This window comes from Pantanalinema sp. (assembly GCA_036704125.1).
Classification (GTDB): Bacteria; Cyanobacteriota; Sericytochromatia; order S15B-MN24; family UBA4093; genus JAGIBK01.
Genome location: DATNQI010000080.1, coordinates 1 through 17,844 on the forward strand (window position 1 = coordinate 1; position 17,844 = coordinate 17,844).

Here is a 17,844-nt window from a genome sequence, read left to right on the forward strand (position 1 = left end):
ACGGACGACTCGTCCCACTCCCAGCTCGCCCTGGAGCGCGCCGCGCAGTTCGCCGCCGGCAACGCCGCCGAGGTGACCGTCCTGACCGTCTCGTACCTGGTCAACCTCGCCTCCTTCGGCGGGCTCGGCTACGCCCCCGAGGCGACCTACGAGGTCCCCAGCACGGAGGACGCCAAGGCTATCCTCGCGAAGGCCGCCGCCTTCATGAAGGAGAAGGGCGTCGAGCCCCGCACGGTTCACCGGATCGGCGCCCCTTCCGACATGATCCTCGATGAGGCCGAGAAGCTCAAGGCCGACCTGATCATCGTGGGCTCGCACGGCCGGACGGGACTCCAGCGCTTCCTGCTCGGGAGCGTCTCGAGCGCGATCGTCAGCCATGCCGCCTGCTCGGTGCTGGTCGTCAAGGCCCCCTCGTACCAGGGTGAGCGCACGGAAGGCGCGCAGGCCGCCACGGCCGACCGAGCCTAAGACCGAGAAGGCCTCGCCGCCCTCCATGCCGCGGGGCGGAAGGATCCTGGATCCTTCCGCCCCGCGGATCATGATCCCCCTGCTGCTCAGGGCGTGGCGAAGAACGCGTCGAAGAAGCGGTTCAGCGAGTGGAGATCCGCCTTCGAGGAAAGCTCGAAGGTGCCGTGCATGGCGAGCAGCGGCGCCCCCACGTCCACGACATCCATGTTCAGCTCCTGAAGCTGGGCGCCGATGGTGGCGCCGCCCCCGCCGTCGACCTTGTAGGCGTAGGTCTGCCAGGGGATGCGCTGGTCGCCCAGCGTCCGGCGCAGGCGCGCGCGCAGGGCCGGCGAGGCGTCGAAGCCCGGCTTCATGGTCTTGAGGGTGAAGCCCTGGCCCATCCGGGCCGTGTTGTGGGGATCCTCGGTGGAGGGGAAGTTGGGGTTGATGGCCTGCGACACGTCCGCCGACAGCGCCTCCGAGTTCTCGAGCAGCGTCGAGAGGTACTCGCTCGACGCCTCGCGCCCGAGCTCGCGCCCCGCGAAGCGCTCCAGCGCCGAGACGAAGAAGCGGCTGCGAACGCCGGTGGTGTTGGTGTTGCCGACCTCCTCGTGGTCCACCAGGTAGACGATCGAGGTGTACTCGGGGGTGGCCTTCAGGTTCTGAAGGGCGTTGAGCCCGATGAAAGAGCAGAGGGCGTCATCCTGGCCGTACGAGCCGATGAGCATGCGATCGAGGCCCACCTCGCGCGGCTCCTGCGCCGGCACCAGGGCGAGCTCCGAGGAGATGAAGTCCTCCTCCTCCAGGCCGTAGCGCCTGTTCAGCTCGGCCATCACGGCCTTCTTGAGATCGCCGCTCCCGTCCGGCAGCGAGGCCGCGATGGTGCTCAGCTCCTCGCCCTTGAACACGTCCTCCGCGCTGCGGCCGCGGAACTCCTTGTCCACGTGCGGCGCAAGATCCGGCAGGATGAAGACCGGATCGCCCGGCTGCATGCCGACCGAGACATCCACCAGCTTGCCGTCCTTGCGGGCGACCTGGCCGACGAGGGCCAGCGGCAGGTTGGACCACTGGTAGCGCTTGATGCCGCCGTAGGGCTGGGTCTTGAGCATGCCGAAGCCCTCGACCGACTTGAGGGGCTTGAGGCGCAGATCCAGGCGCGGCGAGTCCAGGTGGGCCCCGATCAGGCGCACCCCTTCCTTGAGGGGCTTCTTGCCGACCACCACGGCCATGAGGGCGCGATCGCGGTTGACCAGGACGTACTTCGCCCCGGGCTGCCAGCCCGAAGACGCCCCGAAGGGCTTGAAGCCGCCCTTGGCGAGCTGCGCGGTCAGGTAGCGGGCCCGCTGGAGAGGGATCTTGGCGTCCTTCAAAAAGCGCATGTAGTCCCGCGCCAGCTCGTCGGTCGCGCGGCGCTCCGCGTCACTCATCTTGAGCCAGGTCGCCGCGGGCGGGGTTGCCGCTTGCTGGGCGAAGGCGGGTGCGGCGCTTCCGACGATGAGGAGCGTCGCCATGAGGCGGGGCAGGATGCGGGTTCGAGTCATTGAAACACGGCCTCTGGGCAATAGGGACGGCAACAAGGGGTGTTATACCTTGCCGAGAAACAGAAGCCAAGCGCCACCGCCCGCCCTGAGCGTCGCAAATGCAAGGCGTGCCATCGCTCGACAAGGCCAGGGAAGAACCGCTACGATGTGGCGCGAACAAGACAACCGCATGTCACGAACAGGATTCACCATGGCCCTCGACTTGAACACCCAGGTCCCCCGCAGCCCCTTCGAAACCCTCGAGGGCTACGCCTGGCTCCCGCGCCTGATCGACAAGGCCCGCGCCTTCTACGCGGGCACCCATGGGGACTACACGCCCTATCCCTGCCCGGGCGATCGCCAGTTCCTCTCTTACTTCGGCCTCGATGCCGGATCACTCGGCGACCTCATCAAGAGCGGCGCGAGCGACGAGGCGATCGCCGACCGGGTGAAGCGCACCGCCAAGCGCACCGCCGCCGAGACCAAGGCCTTTGGCGACGCGTTCCTCGTCCCCTCGCCCAACCCCCTGCTGCGCTTCGCGCTCGGCCTGTTCATCAAGCGGAGCATCGCCAGGGTCAAGAAGGCCCGGCCGGGCACCGACGCAAGCGGCATCGACACCATGGCCAAGGTCCTGTGCCTCGAAGAGGGCCACCCCATTCCACGCGCCTAGACCGGTGAAGGGGGGGCGCGTGAAGAGTGGTTCCCCCAGGCACATCGGTCACTTTCGCCGATGATCCGGCCGCGAGCGCCACGCTAGGATCCTCCCGGTTCGAAAGGAGGGATCGCGTGGCGCAGATCAATTCCCCCATCAAGGAGCAAGCCGTTCAGGGCGTGGCCGTCGAGATCCAGAGCGCGCTGGTCGAGATGATCGACCTGTCGCTTCTGGGCAAGCAGGCCCACTGGAACCTGTTCGGTCCCCACTTCCTCTCGCTGCACCAGCAGCTCGACACGCTCGTCGACTCGTTCCGCTCGATCTCGGACGAGCTGGCCGAGCGCTGCGTGACGATCGGAGTCAGCCCCGACGGGCTCGCCAAGACGGTCGCGAGCCACAGCAAGCTGGCTCCCTTTCCGCCGGGACGGATCCCCGACGACCAGGTGGTCGAGCTGATGTGCGACCGGCTGGGGACGGTGATCCAGCGGCAGCGCGAGCGACTCGAGAAGCTCGAGCACGCGGATCCCGTCACCCACGACCTCTTCATCAAGAGCCTCGAGACCCTCGAGAAGCACCACTGGATGCTGCGCTCCCAGAAGGCTTGACGCCACGAGCAAGGGCCCGCGCTTGTTTGACAAGCGCGGGCCCTTCTCTTATTGTTATTGCAGATATGTTGCACCACACCCCCCTCCTTCAACGCCCCCTCAGGCTGGCCCTTCTCTTGGCCATGGCCTGGCTCCTGGGGCTGTCCGGGGGGTTCCACTCGCACGCGGCTCCCCAGGCTCCTCACCGCGCGGGGATCGTCTCCGAGCAGGCCACGGGGACCGTCGCGACGGCCGCCCCGCGCGCCGAGGAGCACTGCGCCCTCTGCGACTGGAAGGCGAGCACCCCCTACGCGCCGGTGACCGGCACCTGGCCGGGAGTGGCCATGGTGGTCTCGAGCGATCGCATCCTCGCGCCGGTCCGCGCGCCCCCGAGCCTCGCTCCCGAACGCTTCCAAAGCCGCGCCCCACCGCGCTTCCTCTCGATCGCCTTCAACGCTTAACGTTCGAAGGTCGAGCCGCCATGCGCGCTCGATCCGAAAGAGGAACCGCATGAACTTCGAGTCACGCCACCTGACGGCGCTGGGCTTGGCCGTCGGGCTGTTGGCCGCCGCCACGCCCGCCCGGGCCCAGGCCGAGGCCCCCGTCGACGGCCAGGACGCCGCCGACATCCTGAACGCCCTGACGCTCGACGCCCCCGCCCCGCAAGCCTCCGCGGCAGGGCCCCGGGGGCCCCAGAGCATGAACCCCGATCTCAGCTTCATCCTGGACGGGGCCCTCGCGGGCTTCAGCCAGGCCCCCGACCAGCGCGGCGGCCACGACCCCGCCAAGAACGGCTTCAACCTCCAGCAGCTGGAGCTGAGCGTCAAGTCGGTGGTCGATCCCTTCTGGCGCTTCGACGCCAACCTGGTCTTCAGCCAGTTCGGGGTCGAGGTCGAGGAGGCCTACGCCACCTCGCTGGCACTGCCGAGCGATCTGCAGCTTCGCGCGGGCCAGTTCCTGACCCGCTTCGGGCGCCTCAACCCCACCCACCCCCACAGCTGGGAGTTCGTCGATCAGCCCCTGGTGCTCGGCAAGTTCTTCGGCGGCGAAGGCAACCGGGGGCTTGGCACCGAGCTCTCATGGCTCTCGCCCTTGCCCTGGTACCTGGAGGTCGTGGGCTCGGCCACCGAGGCCGGCGGCGCCTCCACCGCGCGATCCTTCTTCGGAGCCCAGGACCTGGGCGTGCAGGGGCCGCTCGATCTCCAGGTCACCGGCGCCATCAAGCAGTTCTTCCCCCTGAGCGACGCCTGGTCCCTCTCCTGGGGCCTCTCGGGGGCCACGGGCCCCAACAGCAGCGGCCGCGCCAACCGCAGCGACCTCTACGGCACCGACCTGTACCTCAAGTACCGGAGCGTGGCGGGCGCGGACCCCACCGTCATCGGGCTGACGTGCGAGGCCCTCGCCCGCAACCGCCAGGTGCCGGGGGCGGTGCTGAGCGACGCGGGCGGCTACGCCTCGGCCTTCTGGAAGTTCGACCCCAGCTGGGCGATCGCCGCGCGCTACGAGTCCGTCACGGGGACGGCCAACGATCCGCTGGATCCCGAGTGGACCGGCACCAGGCAGCGCGCGAGCGCCAACCTCACCTACTGGCCCAGCGAGTTCTCGCGCATCCGGCTGCAGGGCAGCGCGGACCTGCGACGCTGGGTGAGCGAGCCGACCTATGCCGCCATGCTCGCCTTCGAGACCGTCATCGGGGCGCACGGCGCCCACGCCTTCTAAAAGGAGACCCCTTCATGCGCAAATGGATTTCCGGCCTCCTGCTCGGCGGCCTCGTCACCCTGTTCCCGCTCTCGGCCGAGGCCAAGGTCAAGGTGGTCGCGACCCTGCCCACCCTGGCTGCGATCGCCCGCGAGGTCGGCGGCGACGCCGTCGAGGTGACCTCGCTGGCGGGCCCCAACCAGGACGCCCACTTCGTCGACGCGCGCCCCAACCTGGCCCTTGCGCTCAACAAGGCCGACGTGCTGATGGTCAACGGCCTCGAGCTCGAGGCCGGCTGGTTGCCCGTGCTGCTCACGGGCTCGCGCAACAGCCGGATCCAGCCCGGCGCCGCCGGCTACCTCGACGCCTCGAGCCTGGTGCCCCTCAAGCAGATTCCCCAGCAGAAGATCGACCGCGGCATGGGCGACATCCACCCCGGCGGCAACCCCCACTACCTGACGGACCCGCGCAACGGCGGTCGCGTGGCCGTGGGGATCGCCGCCAAGCTCGCGAGCCTCGATCCCGCGAACGCGGCGGGCTTCAAGCGCCGAGCGAACGCCCTCAAGGCGGACGCCGAGGCCATCGCGAGCAGCCAGAGCAAGCGATTCGCCGACCTGCAGGTCGTCGAGCGGCACGTGGTGACCTACCACAACTCGTGGATCTACTTCCTCGACTGGCTGAACCTGATCGCCATCGGCACCATCGAGCCCAAGCCCGGCATCTCGCCCGATCCCGGGCATGTCGCCTGGCTGCTCGGCCACATGCGCAAGGTCCACGCCGACGTGATCATGCAAGAGGCGTACTACCCGACCCGCATCGGCAGCCTGCTCGCGAGCAAGGCCCAGGCGACGCTCGTCGTTCTGCCCGGCGGCGCCGACTTCGCCGGGGGCCAGTCCTACCTCGACTACGTCAAGGAGCTTACCGACAAGACCTACGCCGGCGTCGTGAAGGACACCGGCCGATGAGAGGGCCGCTCCTCGGCCTGCTCGCCCTGGTCGCGGCGGGCTGCGCCTGGCAAGCGGGCACGGGCTTCGGCACCCTGCTCCCCGCGGCGGTCTCGGCCGGCTTCGGCCCGAGCGCGAGCCGCCTGGATGCCCAGGGCTGGCTGAAAACCGACAACAGCATGCGCGTCAAGGTGGACGCCCTGACCCTCAAGGTCCGCGCCCTCTCGTTCTCCACCACCACGGCGGGCTCGGGCGCCGGCGGCACCTTCGACCCCGCCAACCCGCCCAGCGGCTACAGCCTCTGCCACAACGGCCACTGCCACCGCAGCGACGGCGCCCTGGTGGCCTACGAGGACATCCAGGCGGAGATGAACGGGGGAAAGGCCGGCGAGACGACCGTGCTGAGCCTCCCCGGCGCCGCAGAGATCGGCCTGCTCGCGGGCACCGCCTCGGTGCCGCTCGGCGCCGCCACCCCGAGCGCCATGCTGGCGAAGGGCACCTGGACCCGGGCGGTCCTCGAGATCGAGCGCCTGGAAGCCAGCGGCAGCGTGCTGGATCCCACCAGCGAGGCTCGCCTCGCCGGGCAGACCCGCACCTGGTCCTTCAAGCTCGTCCCCTCGCCGATGAGCAAGCGAATCTCGGTCGCCATCGACCGCTCCCAGCCCGACCGGGTGCGGATCGAGGGCCTGCTCGGCGTCAGCGAGACGATCATGGACCGGCTGGACTGGAAGGCCCTCGCCCAGAGCCCCGGCACCCTCGATCTAACGGCCGACGCCACCGCGAGCGCTCAGCTCGCCGAGAACTTCGCGCAGAGCGCCTTCGACCTCGACGTGACGCGCTAGGCGCCGCCTTATTAGGAGAATCCCCATGATCAAGCTCAAGCATCGCTTCGCGCCCCTGGCGGCCATCGCCCTCGCGCTCGGCCTCCACGCCGCGGGCTGCGCCCCCGAGAACACCGTCATCCCGAGCGAAAGGCCCACCCTGCCCCCCGCCACCGACACGCACGACGACGCGGGCGCCGAGGCCATCGCGCACATGGCCGAAGGCCCCGCCGCCCCGGTGACGGCCGTCGCGTTCGACGCGATGACGGGCGTTCCCCTGGTGGGCAGCGACCACAAGCGCTACGACATCGCGCTGGTCGCGAGCGACAGCCAGAACGTGGGCAAGGTCAAGCTCGACAGCGCCACAGCGCTCGACTACACCTTCTTCCTCAACGCCGACGTGGCGCTCGCCATCAAGGACGCGGCGGGCGAAGCCGTCGCGATCGAGCGGACGCTCGGCCCCATCGCGAGCAGCTCGATCGCGCAGCATTGCGTGGCGGAGCTCGGCGTGGGCCGCTACTTCCTCTACCTCGGCCCCACCCGGGAGTCCTCTTTGAGCCTCGTCGTCGAGGGCGGCGCGCACGACCATGAGCACTAGTCCGATGGCCCCCGTCGTCGAGGCGAACGGCCTCGTGGTCGGCTACCAGGGCAAGGCCGTGCTGCCGCCCCTCTCCTTCGCCATCCGCCCCGGCGAGCTCTGGGTGCTCGCCGGGCGCAACGGCTCCGGCAAGTCGACGCTGCTCAAGACCATCCTTGGGCTGCTTTCGCCGGTGGGCGGCGAGCTCGTGCACGCTCCGACGGCGAGCATCGCCTACCTGCCCCAGCGCCAGGCCCTGGACCCCATCGTGCCCATGCGCGCGCGCGACATCGTCGCCGAAGGGGTCGAGTCGGGCTGGAGCTTCCTCAGGCCGCTTCTGAACAGGGGCGAGAAGGAGCGGGTGCGCGAGGCCATGGCCTTCACGAGCACCGAGGCCCTCGCCGAGCGCAACTTCGCCGAGCTCTCCGAGGGCCAGAAGCAGCGGGTTCTGCTCGCGCGTGCGCTCGCCGCCCGCCCGCAGCTCATGCTGCTCGACGAGCCGACCTCGGCCATGGACCTGACCGCCGAGCAAGAAGCGATCGCGCTGCTCGACCGGCTGCGCAAGCAGCTGAACACCGCGGTGCTCCTGGTCAGCCACCACCTTCCCGCGGCGGTCAAGGCCGCCGACCGGGTGCTGTTCGTGGACGCCGAGCACCAGAAGGCCCTGGTGGGGCCCGTCGCCACCGTCGCGGCCGACCCGACCTTCCGCCGCCAGTTCGCCGGCCTGACCGGCGAGCTGAAACCCCTGGAATCGATTGCCAACGAGGACCGCCCTGCCCATGCCTGAAGCCATGCAACCCCTTCTCGACTTCCTCAACGGCTGGGAGCTGTTTCGCGACCCCATCCTCTGCGGCATGGGGGCCGGTGCCGTCCTCGGGATGCTCGGCGCGTTCATCGTCCTGCGCCGGATGGTCTTCATCTCGGCCGCCCTCTCGCAGGCGGCGGGCCTCGGCGTGGCGCTCGCCTTCTTCGCCCAGATCCACCTGGGGGTCGCAGCCGGCCTCGCGGACCCGCGCCTCGGCGCCCTGGTGCTGACCCTCCTGGCCGCGGGCCTCCTGCGGCGCGAGCCGAAAGGACGCCTCAGCCGCGAGGGGCTGCTCGGCATGGCCTATCTGGTGGGTGCTGCCGGCACCCTGATGGTCGGCACCCGGATCACCCAGGAGGCCCACGACATCCAGGCCATCCTCTTCGGGACCGGGGTGCTGGTGCGACCCTCGGACACCGCATGGGTCCTGGTCACGGCCCTCGTCCTGATCGCCCTGATGCTCTGGTGGCGGCGCGGGCTCGTCTTCGCGAGCTTCGACCCCGACGGGGCGAAGGTGCGGGGCCTTCCCGTGACCTTCCTCGGCGGCTTCATCCTGGTGGCGATCGCCTTCACCGTCTCGATCGCAACCCGCGCGCTCGGGGCGCTGCCGGTCTTCGCCTTCAGCGTGCTGCCCGCGATTTCGGCGATCGCCCTGGCGCGCAACCCCACCGCCGCCATGATCCTCGCGGCGCTCTTCGGGGCCCTCGGTGGCCTCGGCGGCTACATGCTGGCCTTCTTCGGGGACTTCCCGGTGGGCGCGAGCCAGACCGTGTTCTGCGCGCTGCTCGCGGTGCTCGCGATCGCGGCGCGGGCCCTGGCCCCCTCCCCGAAGCGCGCCTGAGCGTCATGGCCCGAGCTGGGGCCACCCGGACCAAACCCGCTCCGGACGCCCGGCTTTTTGCTGACGGCGCGGGGCCGATGGCGCAGAATCGTCCTCGGGATCATTCGCGCAGCGTCCCGTTCGCCAAGCGCCCCGCTTGATCCGAGGAAAGCGAGTCTCGAAAGGAAGACCCCATGACCAACAAGCTCTTCATCGCCGGTCTGGCCTTCGCCGCCACCGACGAAGACCTTAGGGCCTACTTCTCCCGGGTGGGCGAGGTGCTCTCGGCGCGCGTGGCGCGCGATCGCGAGACCCAGCGCTCGCGCGGCTTCGGCTTCGTCGAGATGGCCACCCCCGAGCTGGCCCAGCAGGCGATCGACACCCTCGACGGGTCGATGCTCGCCGGCCGCGCGATCACCGTCAAGGCCTCGGAGCCGCAGGAGCGCCGCCCCGCCGGCGGCCCCCGCCGGTACTGAGCAAGCGCGTCACGCCCCGCACCGCTCCCGGCGCGGGGCGTGACGCTGCAGTTTTCTCCGGAATTCGAACTCACCCTCCGCCCAGGCGGCGGCGCAGCAAGGCGGCCGCCTCCTCGGCCGTTCGCGGCGCGCCCAGGCCGAAGCCCTCGAGGCGCCGGAAGAGCTCGCCGAGCACGGGCGGCTCGATCCGCAAGGCGAGAAGCTCGTCGGATCGGGCGAAGACCTCCTCGGGGGCGCCGTCGAGGGCGATGGCGCCCCCCTGGGCCAGGACCACGACCCGATCGGCGATGGCGGGCACCAGGTTGATCTGGTGGGTCGCGATCAAGAGGGCCACGCCCCGGGCCTGGGCCAGGTGGTTGAAGAGGGCGATCACCTCGGCCCGGGCGACCGGATCCAGGTGCTCGAAGGGCTCGTCAAGCAGAAGCAGCTCCGGGGTGACGGCGAGCGCCCCGGCGAGGGCGACCTTGACGCGCTCGCCCCCGCTGAGCTCGTGAATGCCCCGGCCGCGCAGGGCCGAGATCCCGAGCTCCGCGAGGACGTCTTCGACCCTCCGCTGGACGGCGCTCTCGCTCCAGCCGCGGTTGCGGGGGGTGAAGGCCACGTCCTCCGCGACCGTCGGGGCCAGCAGCTGGTTCTCCACCTGCTGCATGAGCATGGCGAGGCGATCGCGCGTCGCCTCGAAGTTTCGCCAGGGCGCGCGGCCGAAAACCGCAAGCTGCCCCTCGCTCGGGGCGACGAGGCCCGCGATGAGGCGAAAGAGAGTGCTCTTGCCGGAACCGTTGCCCCCGAGCAGGGCCACGCGCTCTCGAGGGCGCAGGGTGAGGCGGCCCCGGTAGCAGAGGCGGGTCCCGCTCGCGAAGCGCAGGGCGAGGTCCTCGGCCTCGACCACGACGCTCACCGTCGCCCCCCCAGCCCCAGCGCGATCGCAGCCAGGGCGATCGCAAGGACGCTCAGCGCCTCCGACCGCAGGATCGCAAGCGCGAGCGAGGCGCCTCCGAGGAAGAGAGGGCAAAGGCCCGGCCCGTTGAGGCCTGGCGGGACGGGGGGGGCCATGCTTGCGCGATAGCCGCGCAGGAGCATGGCGTCGTACAGGGCCTCGCTCCGGTCCATGGCGTCCAGCACCAGGATGGCGAGGCAAGCGCCCAGGTTCTCCAGGCTGCGCCAGGGCCTCGCCCGGCGGATCCCCCCGCGCAGGCGCAGGGCGATCCACAGGTGGTCCCAGCGCTCGACGAGCAGGAACAGGGATCGGTAGGTCAAGAGCAAAGCATCGGGGAGCGGCGGAGGCAAGAGGGGCTGAAGGCTCTGGAACACGACCGGATAAGGGGTCGATCCCACCACGCTCAGGATGGCGAGCGCCGAGCCCACCGCCTTGAGCATCAGGGCGAGGGACTGGCCCCAGCTCCCTTCCCAGCTCGAGAGGGCGTAGAGGGCCGCGAACAGGGCCGCGTATCCCGCCAGGCGCAGCAGCGCGAGCAGCGGAAGGCGCGAGAAGGCCATGAGCGCAAGCCACCCGAGGGCGATGGCCGCGAGCGTCACCGGCGCCTCGGCAAAGGCCAGGGCGGCGACGGCCAGCGCCGCTCCGACGAGCTTGGAGAGCGGGGTCGCGCGCTGCAGCAAGCCCGGTGCCTGTGCCCATCGATCGAGCGCCCACGGGTCCATCACGCCTCCTCGATCAGGCCGGGGCGCACCCTGGCCAGGTAGCGCACGATCCCTGCCGTCACGGTCGCCTCGAGCAGCCACCCGATGGATCCGAGGCCGTAGGTGATGGCGAGGAAGAGCGAGAAGTCGGGCGGCGCGAGCCCCTCGTGCAACCGGGCGGGATCGATCCTGGCGAGCCAGACCACCGCGACCATGGCGCCGGTGCTGAGGGGCAAGACGAGCGCCGTCGTCGCGGCAGCCGCAAGCACGCTCGAGATCCCCCGGCGGCGCATGGCCCGGAACAGGATGGAGCCGAGCACCACCTCGATCGCGAGGATCGGCGCGTTCAGACCGATCACCGTCAAGCCGCCGTGGCCGAGCAGGGCGAGGACCAGGTCCACGATGAAAGCCGCGAGGAAGCCGGCGGAAGGACCGAGCAGGATGCCCGCGACCACGCTCAGATCGAGGTGATAGGGCAGCGGCAGGATTTCCGCCGACATCGCGACGACCATCAGCGCCGAGAGAAAGCCCAGGCGAGGCAGGGCCGCGCGCCCGCCCGGGCCGCGCGCCCGACGCAGGGAGAAAAAGAGCAGCAGCAAGGTCACGCTCCAGCCCGCAAGGACCAGCCAGAGCGGAAGGATCCCGTCGGGCAGGTGAAGATGGGACACGGCCTTCCCCCGCGGCACCAGGCGGCGATTCCAAGATGGAACCACGTCCATGGGGCCGAGGGCAGGTCCATTCCAGCCAACGAATCAGGGAAGAGTGACGATGCGCTTCGGGCGGGGCCCCCGGCCAAAACGAGTCCGCCAAAAACGATTGATTTATTAATTAACTTATGTGAAGATATCTCCAGCTTAACCTAACTCGTCTCTCGTCGTTCCCACTGTCCAGAGGAGAAGCAAATGAAGATCAACCAGTTCATGAGCAAGAACATCGTCAAGGTCACCTCGATCACCATGGTTCCCGAGGTCGCCCAGAAGATGCGCATGGAGAACATCGGGGTGATCCCGGTCGAGGAGAACGGTCAGCTCGTCGGTGTCGTGACCGACCGCGACATCGCCATCCACGCCGTCGCCAAGGGCGAGGTCAACCAGGCCGTCAAGGGCATCATGAGCAAGTCCCTCGTGACGGTGGGACCGAACACCAGCGTCGAAGAGGCGATCCAGACCATGCTCCAGAACAACGTTCGTCGCCTGCCCGTCACCGAGAACGGCCACCTGGTCGGGATGGTCTCGCTCGAGGACCTCACCGAGGCCGGCAGCGACCAGGACCTCCTGAAGGCCCTGCGCACCTTCCACAAGAAGACCAAGCACACTTAGCCCCTGCGACCTCGCAATTCCGGGCCCCGGTCGTGCATGCGCGGCCGGGGCCCGGTGCTGCGCGCCCGAGCACCAACGGCCAAGGCCTGCTCAGCGACCGGGTGTGCCGGGCCCCAGGCACCGCGCCAGGGCCTCGGCGAGCAACGGAGCAATCGAGACCGCCTCGAGCCCCGGCCAGGGGCTGCGCGGCGAGAAGGGGATCGAGTCGCTCACCACGAAGCGCCGGATGCCGAGCGAGCGAATGAGGCCTTCGGCCTCTGCGGCCATCACGGGGTGAACGGCGGCCACGTCGACGGCGCTGACGCCGCGCTGCCTGAGGTGGGTGGTCACCTGCCGGATCGTGCCGCCGGTCGTCACCATGTCGTCGACGATGATGGCCTCTCGGTCCTCGAACTCCCCGAAGAGCTTGACGACCTTGGGGGCGTCGGGGGCAGGGCGCTCCTTGAGGGCGATGCCCAGCGGGACGCCAAGCAGAGAGGCGAAGTGGCCCGCGCGCTTGATGCCGCCCGCGTCGGGGGCCACCACGACCGTCCGCTCGGGAGAAGCGATCGCGAAGCGCGAGGCGAGAAGCTCGAGCGCGCTGCGCTCGAACACCGGCAGGGTGAAGAAGCCGGCGATGGCGGGGCTGTGGAGGTCGAGGGTGACGAGGTGGGTCACCCCGCTCGCCTGGAACAGATCGGCGACCACCCGGCAAGGGATGGGGGAGCCCGGCCGGGCGAGGCGCTCCCCGCGCGAATAGCCGAAGTAGGGCACGACGGCGACGATGCGCTCGGCGCCGGCGCGGCGCGCCGCATCGGCCATCAAGGCCAGGGTCATGACGCGCGAGTCCACCGGCGGGGCGCTCGAGAGCACCAGGGCGACCGGCAGGCCCGCCACCTCCGCTCTCAGGCACACCGAGCGCTCACCGTCCGCGAAGGCGCCGAGATCCGCCTCCCCCACCGCGAGGCCGGTGGCGGCGGCGAGCGCCTCCATCAAGGAGGCATGGGCCTGCGCGCCGAAGATCCAGCCGCGCGGGGTCATCGCGAAGCCCTCCATGTCGAAACCCTAGCCCCCGGGATCCTAGAGCAAAACCCTCCGGCCTACAGCAGCGGGCCATCCGTGGTCGGGGCCAAGGCCTCCGTCGCGAGCAGGAGCAAGAGGCCCTCCGACGTCTCGCGAAGCGGGGTGGCGAAGGGGCGGCAGAGGGCCTTCATTCGCGCGCGGATGGCGTCGAACTCTTGAGCCTCGGCGAGATCCACCCGCGCGAAGCGCAGGCGGACGGGCAGCATCCTGAGGCGAAAGGGCGCCCCCGCTCTCAGCTCGAGCAGGAACAAGAAGGACCAGTCGTTGCGCAGGAGGGGATCCACCGCGTAATCGTCCAGGAAGTCGCCCGTGTCGTAGAGGATGAGGCCGTTCTCTCGGCGCTCCACCGCCTGGAACAGGTGCGCGGAGTGCCCGTGGACCACGTCGACGCCGCACCCCAGGGCGGCCCGGGCGAAGGCCCGAAAGCGCGCCGGGGGCTCCGTCACCATGTTCGGCCCCCAGTGCAGCGAGAGGACGACGAGCCCGGCACCTCGGCTGCGCGCCTCGAGCGCCGCCGCCTCGACCCGCGCCAGGGCGCTCGAGCCGGCGCGGATCTCCGCGTAGTGGGTGCCGGGGTGATCGGGGCCCGCGGCGAAGGCGGGCTCGTTGTCCGTCAGCCCGATGACGGCGATGCTCAGGCCCGCCGCCTCGAAGAGGGCGGGAGAGCGCGCCTCCTGCTCGCTGCGGCCCGCCCCCGCGTGGGCGATGCCCGCCGCCTCCAGGTGGCGGATGGTGTCGAGCAGCCCCTCTTCCTCGAAGTCGAGGGAGTGGTTGTTGGCGAGGCTCACGCAGCGGACGTTGGCGGCACGCAGCACCCCCGTGGCCCGGGGATCGGCCCGGAAGTGGAAGACCTTGGGGGTGCGCGACCAGGGCCTGGCGTGCGTGGTCAGCGCGCACTCCAGGTTCGCGATCGCCCCGTCGGACCGGCGCAAATGAGGGAGCACCGTCCCCCAAGGGGTGTCCGGCAAGGTCTCGCGAAGCGCCTCGTTGACGCCCCTCCCCAGCATGACGTCGCCCACGAAGGCGAGCGTGACCGATCCGGCTCTCATGACCGCCTCGCTTTGCGCGCGCCGCGCGAGGCGCATCATAGCCGTCCGACGGCCCCGGCTCAAGCAATCGATCGAGCGGCATGCCTCGCACCGCGCGGTCCCTCGCCTCTGCTATACTCGGAGGCGAGGAAGAAACCATGCCCACCTACGCCGAAAGCGCCCTGGCCATCCTGAAGGCTCGCGGCTACCGCATCACCAAGCCGCGCCGCCGGGTCGTGGAGCTTCTCGAACAGTCCGACACGGCGCTGTCCCCCTATGCCATCAAGGACCTCCTGGACGCCGCCGGCGAGCACGTCGACACGGTCAGCATCTACCGGATCCTCGAGTGCCTCGAGGAGAACCACCTGGTCCACCGGGTGCTGACCACGGGCAAGGTGCGCCGCTGCGACCTCGAGGCCGACGCTCACTGCCACCTGGACCAGGCCGAGCACTGCCATCACAACCTGGTCTGCCGCGCCTGCGGCGCCATCGAGGAGCTCCACTGCCCCGGCCTTTCGAGCCTCGAGGCCGAGCTCTCCCTGCGCGCGGGCTTCCGGATCGAGGCGCACCACCTCGAGTTCACGGGCCTGTGCGGCAAGTGCGCCGCCCCAAAGGGAGCGAACTTTCCGTCTCATCTGACATAACCATCGAATTTTTCGCATGCTAGGCTAAAAAGTGTCACCCCCATCCCGGGAGAGTGCTCGACATGGTCCTGCCGCCGCGGCGTCCCCTCAGCCCGCAAGACTGGCCTCTCCAGCGCACGCTGGTGGTCCTCTTCCTTCTGATCGTCACCCTCTCGCTGCTCCCCCTCTCGCTGCTGCACGCCCACAACACGCGCAGCGTTCTCGAGCAGAACACCCGCGAGCGCATGCTGGTCGCCGCCCGCGACACCGGCACCGAGATCGAGGCCTATCTCGCTCGCCTGCTCGAGCACGCCCGCTTTCTCGCCAGCGACCAGCCCCGAATGCGGGCCTTCCTGCTCGGCATCGGCAGGCCCGGCGCGAGCGCCGAGCTCTGGGCCGACAAGCCGGCGGTGACGGGCATCCGCAAGCTCCGCGGCTACCTCAGCATCGCCGCCCTGAGCCCCGAGGGCAGGGTGATCTGGCAGGACGGGGAGGACGTCCGGCCATGGCTTCCGGCCCTGGCACCCGACATCCGCGAGGCCCGCGCCGGCAAGGCGGTCCCCTCCGACATTCTCAGCGACGGCCGTGGCCGGGCGGTGGCGATCGCGGTCGTCGCACCGGTGCGGCGCACCCCCGCCGATCGTCCGAGCGCCCTGCTGGTGCTGGTCGATTCGCTGGGGCCTCTGCGCCGCATCGTGGCCCACGACCGGAGCAGCATCGGGCCGAGCAGCTACGGCGTGCTCCTCGACCAGGACCGCAAGCGGCTGATCCACGGGGCGGATCCGGCCCTGGAGGGCCTCGAGGCCCCCTGGTTTCCCGCGGATTTCGAGCTCACCCGTGACCGGCCCCTGATGCCCCGTTTCTTCCGGGCCTACCTCACCTTCGAGCGTGGGCCGGGCTGCGGCATGGTCGTGTTCCTGCGCAGCAAGCCCTGGAGCTACTCGGTGCTGGTGCCGGAGTCGTACTACCTGGCCCCGATCTGGCGCGCGCTTCGCCAGGACGCCATGCTCTTCCTGGGGCTGCTCGTCGCCCTGGCCGCACTCGCCTACCTCCTCGGGCGCTGGTACCTGCGCCCCATCGCCGACCTCAAGGCCACCGCCCTGGCATGGCAGCACGGCCAGTTCGGTGCGCGCGCCGTCCCCGCGGGGCGCAACGAGATCGGCGCGCTCGGCGAGACCTTCAACCAGATGGCCGATCAGATCCAGGGCTACACCCGCGACCTGGAGTGCATGGTCGGCGCGCGCACCCGTGAGCTGATGCAGCTCAACGAGGTCCTGCGCGAGCGCGAGCGCAAGCTCGTGCAGGCCCAGCACATCGCCCAGCTCGGCAGCTGGGAGTGGGACCTGACGCAGGACCGCATCACGTGGAGCGAGGAGTACTACCGCATCACCGGCAAGGATCCCGCGCGCTGGAGCCCGACCATGGACAACTTCCTGGCATCCATCCACCCCGAGGACCGCCCGCGCGTCGAGCAGGCCATCCAGGCGGCGATCCGGGGTGAGGCGGGGTACGACGTCGAGTTCCGGCTTGCCGAGGCCGGCGACGGAATCCGCACCATGCACGCGCAGGGCGAGATCCTGTGCGACGAGGCGGGTAAGCCGCTTCGCATGTACGGCTTCATCCAGGACGTCACCGAGCACAAGCGGCTCGAGGACGAGCTGCGGCGGCGCTACGAGGGCCTCAAGGAGCTCGATCGACTCAAGAACAGCTTCATCAACGCCCTCACCCACGAGCTGCGCACCCCGCTCACCGCGGTCCTGGGCTTCGCCGAGCTGCTCGAGGACGAGCTCGGCGGCCCCCTGCTGCCCGATCAGCGCGACTTCGTCCACGAGATCCAGCGCGGCGCAAGGCGCCTGGAATCCCTGCTCAACGACCTGCTCGACTTCGTGCGGATCGAGGCCGGGACCTTCCACCTCAACCTCTGCGAGGCCGACTTCACGGCCAAGGTCCGCGAGGCCATCGACGACCTGGAGCATCAAGCAACCGAGGCGGACGTCACCCTCCAGGGCCCCGCCCCGGACGCGCCGGTGACGCTGTGCATGGACGCGCGCCGCATCAAGCAGGTGCTCTCCAACCTGCTCTCGAACGCGATCAAGTTCTCCCCCAGGCAGGGGGTCGTGACGGTGCGGATCCTGCGCGAAAACGGCCGGCTGCGCTGCGAGATCCAGGACCAGGGCGAGGGGATCGCCCCCGAGAAGCAGGCCTTACTCTTCCGGCGCTTCGTCCAGCTCGAGAACGGGGTGCGCAAGGGGAAGGGGGCGGGGCTCGGCCTGAGCATCAGCAAGGCGCTCGTCGAGGCCCACGGCGGGGAGATCGGGGTGCTCAGCGCCCCGGGGCAGGGCAGCACCTTCTGGTTCAGCCTGCCCCTCGAAAGGGGCGGGCAGGTCCTCAGCCCGGGTACTTCCGGACCGGGACCTCGACCCTGACCTTCGCCCCTCGGCGGAAGACGAAGGTCATCGGCACCTTCTGGCCGTCGCGCAGGGCCCGCTTCGGCCCGTAGATCATCAGGTGGGCGCCGCCCGGCTCCAGGCTCGCCTTTCCTTTGGCTGGCAAGGCGAGGAAGGGGATGGGCTGCATGCGCATGACGCCGCCGCGCATGGCCATGGTGTGGATCTCCACGCGATCGGCCACCTCGGTCGTCACCTCGATCAGGGCGTCCTCCTGGTCGCTGGGGTTCCGGAAGCCCGCGTACCCCGCCAGGACGCGGGCCGTCGGGGGAGCCTCGCGCAGCCAGGGCTCCTCCACGCTCACCGAAGCGGCGGCCAAAACAGGAGCGGCCCAGCAGGAGAGGACGACGGCACCGAGGGCGAAGCGTTTCATGGCGAGAGGC

21 protein-coding genes are annotated in these 17,844 nt (G+C 70.1%); 14 read left to right on the plus strand and 7 right to left on the minus strand.

Annotated features, from left to right (window positions below; genetic code table 11):
* A partial coding sequence (locus V6D00_12785) for a universal stress protein (GenBank protein ID HEY9900049.1) occupies positions 1-468 on the plus strand: 468 nt, incomplete at its 5' end.
* A gap of 86 nt (positions 469-554) precedes the next feature.
* Here the strand turns inward: V6D00_12785 and V6D00_12790 are convergent.
* The gene (locus V6D00_12790; GenBank protein HEY9900050.1) at positions 555-1,988 is read right to left on the minus strand and encodes a hypothetical protein; all 1,434 of its coding nucleotides are present in this window, start codon (positions 1,986-1,988) and stop codon (positions 555-557) included.
* Positions 1,989-2,178: 190 nt separating this feature from the next.
* Here V6D00_12790 and V6D00_12795 point away from each other — a divergent pair, with 190 nt between their 5' ends.
* From V6D00_12795 to V6D00_12840, 10 genes are all read left to right on the plus strand, one after another.
* Entirely contained in the window at positions 2,179-2,637 is a 459-nt protein-coding gene (locus V6D00_12795; GenBank protein ID HEY9900051.1) for a DUF5069 domain-containing protein, read from the plus strand.
* Positions 2,638-2,753: 116 nt separating this feature from the next.
* Positions 2,754-3,224, plus strand: coding sequence for a DNA starvation/stationary phase protection protein (locus V6D00_12800; GenBank protein HEY9900052.1), 471 nt, complete (start codon positions 2,754-2,756; stop codon positions 3,222-3,224).
* 65 nt (positions 3,225-3,289) lie between these two features.
* The gene (locus V6D00_12805) at positions 3,290-3,664 is read left to right on the plus strand and encodes a hypothetical protein (protein ID HEY9900053.1); all 375 of its coding nucleotides are present in this window, start codon (positions 3,290-3,292) and stop codon (positions 3,662-3,664) included.
* A 49-nt stretch (positions 3,665-3,713) separates the two neighbouring features.
* Entirely contained in the window at positions 3,714-4,922 is a 1,209-nt protein-coding gene (locus V6D00_12810) for a hypothetical protein (GenBank protein ID HEY9900054.1), read from the plus strand.
* Positions 4,923-4,936: 14 nt separating this feature from the next.
* Complete coding sequence (locus tag V6D00_12815; GenBank protein ID HEY9900055.1) at positions 4,937-5,866, plus strand: metal ABC transporter substrate-binding protein; 930 nt, start codon at positions 4,937-4,939, stop codon at positions 5,864-5,866.
* Entirely contained in the window at positions 5,863-6,687 is an 825-nt protein-coding gene (locus V6D00_12820; GenBank protein ID HEY9900056.1) for a hypothetical protein, read from the plus strand. The genes V6D00_12815 and V6D00_12820 overlap by 4 nt, the downstream gene beginning before the upstream one ends.
* A 25-nt stretch (positions 6,688-6,712) precedes the next feature.
* Entirely contained in the window at positions 6,713-7,264 is a 552-nt protein-coding gene (locus V6D00_12825) for a hypothetical protein (protein ID HEY9900057.1), read from the plus strand.
* Complete coding sequence (locus tag V6D00_12830) at positions 7,254-8,030, plus strand: metal ABC transporter ATP-binding protein (protein ID HEY9900058.1); 777 nt, start codon at positions 7,254-7,256, stop codon at positions 8,028-8,030. The genes V6D00_12825 and V6D00_12830 overlap by 11 nt, the downstream gene beginning before the upstream one ends.
* Before the next feature lie 4 nt (positions 8,031-8,034).
* A complete protein-coding gene (locus V6D00_12835) occupies positions 8,035-8,889 on the plus strand; it encodes a metal ABC transporter permease (protein HEY9900059.1) in 855 nt (284 codons plus the stop codon).
* A 173-nt stretch (positions 8,890-9,062) separates the two neighbouring features.
* A complete protein-coding gene (locus tag V6D00_12840) occupies positions 9,063-9,344 on the plus strand; it encodes an RNA-binding protein (protein HEY9900060.1) in 282 nt (93 codons plus the stop codon).
* Between the two features lie 70 nt (positions 9,345-9,414).
* Here the strand turns inward: V6D00_12840 and V6D00_12845 are convergent, their stop codons facing one another.
* The 3 genes from V6D00_12845 to V6D00_12855 are packed head-to-tail and all read right to left on the minus strand — an operon-like array spanning position 9,415 to position 11,650.
* Positions 9,415-10,242, minus strand: a complete 828-nt coding sequence (locus tag V6D00_12845; protein HEY9900061.1) for an ABC transporter ATP-binding protein — start codon at positions 10,240-10,242, stop codon at positions 9,415-9,417.
* Entirely contained in the window at positions 10,239-11,003 is a 765-nt protein-coding gene (locus V6D00_12850) for an energy-coupling factor transporter transmembrane component T (protein ID HEY9900062.1), read from the minus strand. Before V6D00_12850 ends, V6D00_12845 begins: the two co-directional genes overlap by 4 nt.
* Positions 11,003-11,650 carry an energy-coupling factor ABC transporter permease gene (locus tag V6D00_12855; protein HEY9900063.1) on the minus strand — a complete coding sequence of 216 codons (648 nt, stop codon included), beginning with the start codon at positions 11,648-11,650 and terminating at the stop codon, positions 11,003-11,005. The genes V6D00_12850 and V6D00_12855 overlap by 1 nt, the downstream gene beginning before the upstream one ends.
* Positions 11,651-11,884: 234 nt before the next feature.
* Here V6D00_12855 and V6D00_12860 point away from each other — a divergent pair, with 234 nt between their 5' ends.
* The gene (locus V6D00_12860) at positions 11,885-12,301 is read left to right on the plus strand and encodes a CBS domain-containing protein (protein HEY9900064.1); all 417 of its coding nucleotides are present in this window, start codon (positions 11,885-11,887) and stop codon (positions 12,299-12,301) included.
* A gap of 90 nt (positions 12,302-12,391) precedes the next feature.
* Here the strand turns inward: V6D00_12860 and V6D00_12865 are convergent, their stop codons facing one another.
* Both V6D00_12865 and V6D00_12870 read right to left on the minus strand, forming a co-directional pair.
* A complete protein-coding gene (locus V6D00_12865) occupies positions 12,392-13,336 on the minus strand; it encodes a ribose-phosphate pyrophosphokinase (protein HEY9900065.1) in 945 nt (314 codons plus the stop codon).
* 44 nt (positions 13,337-13,380) lie between these two features.
* Positions 13,381-14,412, minus strand: coding sequence for a CapA family protein (locus V6D00_12870; protein ID HEY9900066.1), 1,032 nt, complete (start codon positions 14,410-14,412; stop codon positions 13,381-13,383).
* Positions 14,413-14,549: 137 nt separating this feature from the next.
* Here V6D00_12870 and V6D00_12875 point away from each other — a divergent pair, with 137 nt between their 5' ends.
* A complete protein-coding gene (locus tag V6D00_12875) occupies positions 14,550-15,035 on the plus strand; it encodes a Fur family transcriptional regulator (GenBank protein HEY9900067.1) in 486 nt (161 codons plus the stop codon).
* A 62-nt stretch (positions 15,036-15,097) separates the two neighbouring features.
* The gene (locus tag V6D00_12880; protein HEY9900068.1) at positions 15,098-17,440 is read left to right on the plus strand and encodes an ATP-binding protein; all 2,343 of its coding nucleotides are present in this window, start codon (positions 15,098-15,100) and stop codon (positions 17,438-17,440) included.
* Here V6D00_12880 and V6D00_12885 read toward each other — a convergent pair.
* Positions 17,403-17,834: a copper chaperone PCu(A)C gene (locus V6D00_12885; GenBank protein HEY9900069.1), complete on the minus strand. Its 432-nt coding sequence runs from the start codon at positions 17,832-17,834 to the stop codon at positions 17,403-17,405. The two genes, V6D00_12880 and V6D00_12885, sit on opposite strands and share 38 nt — an antisense overlap.
* Between the last annotated feature and the right edge of the window lie 10 nt (positions 17,835-17,844).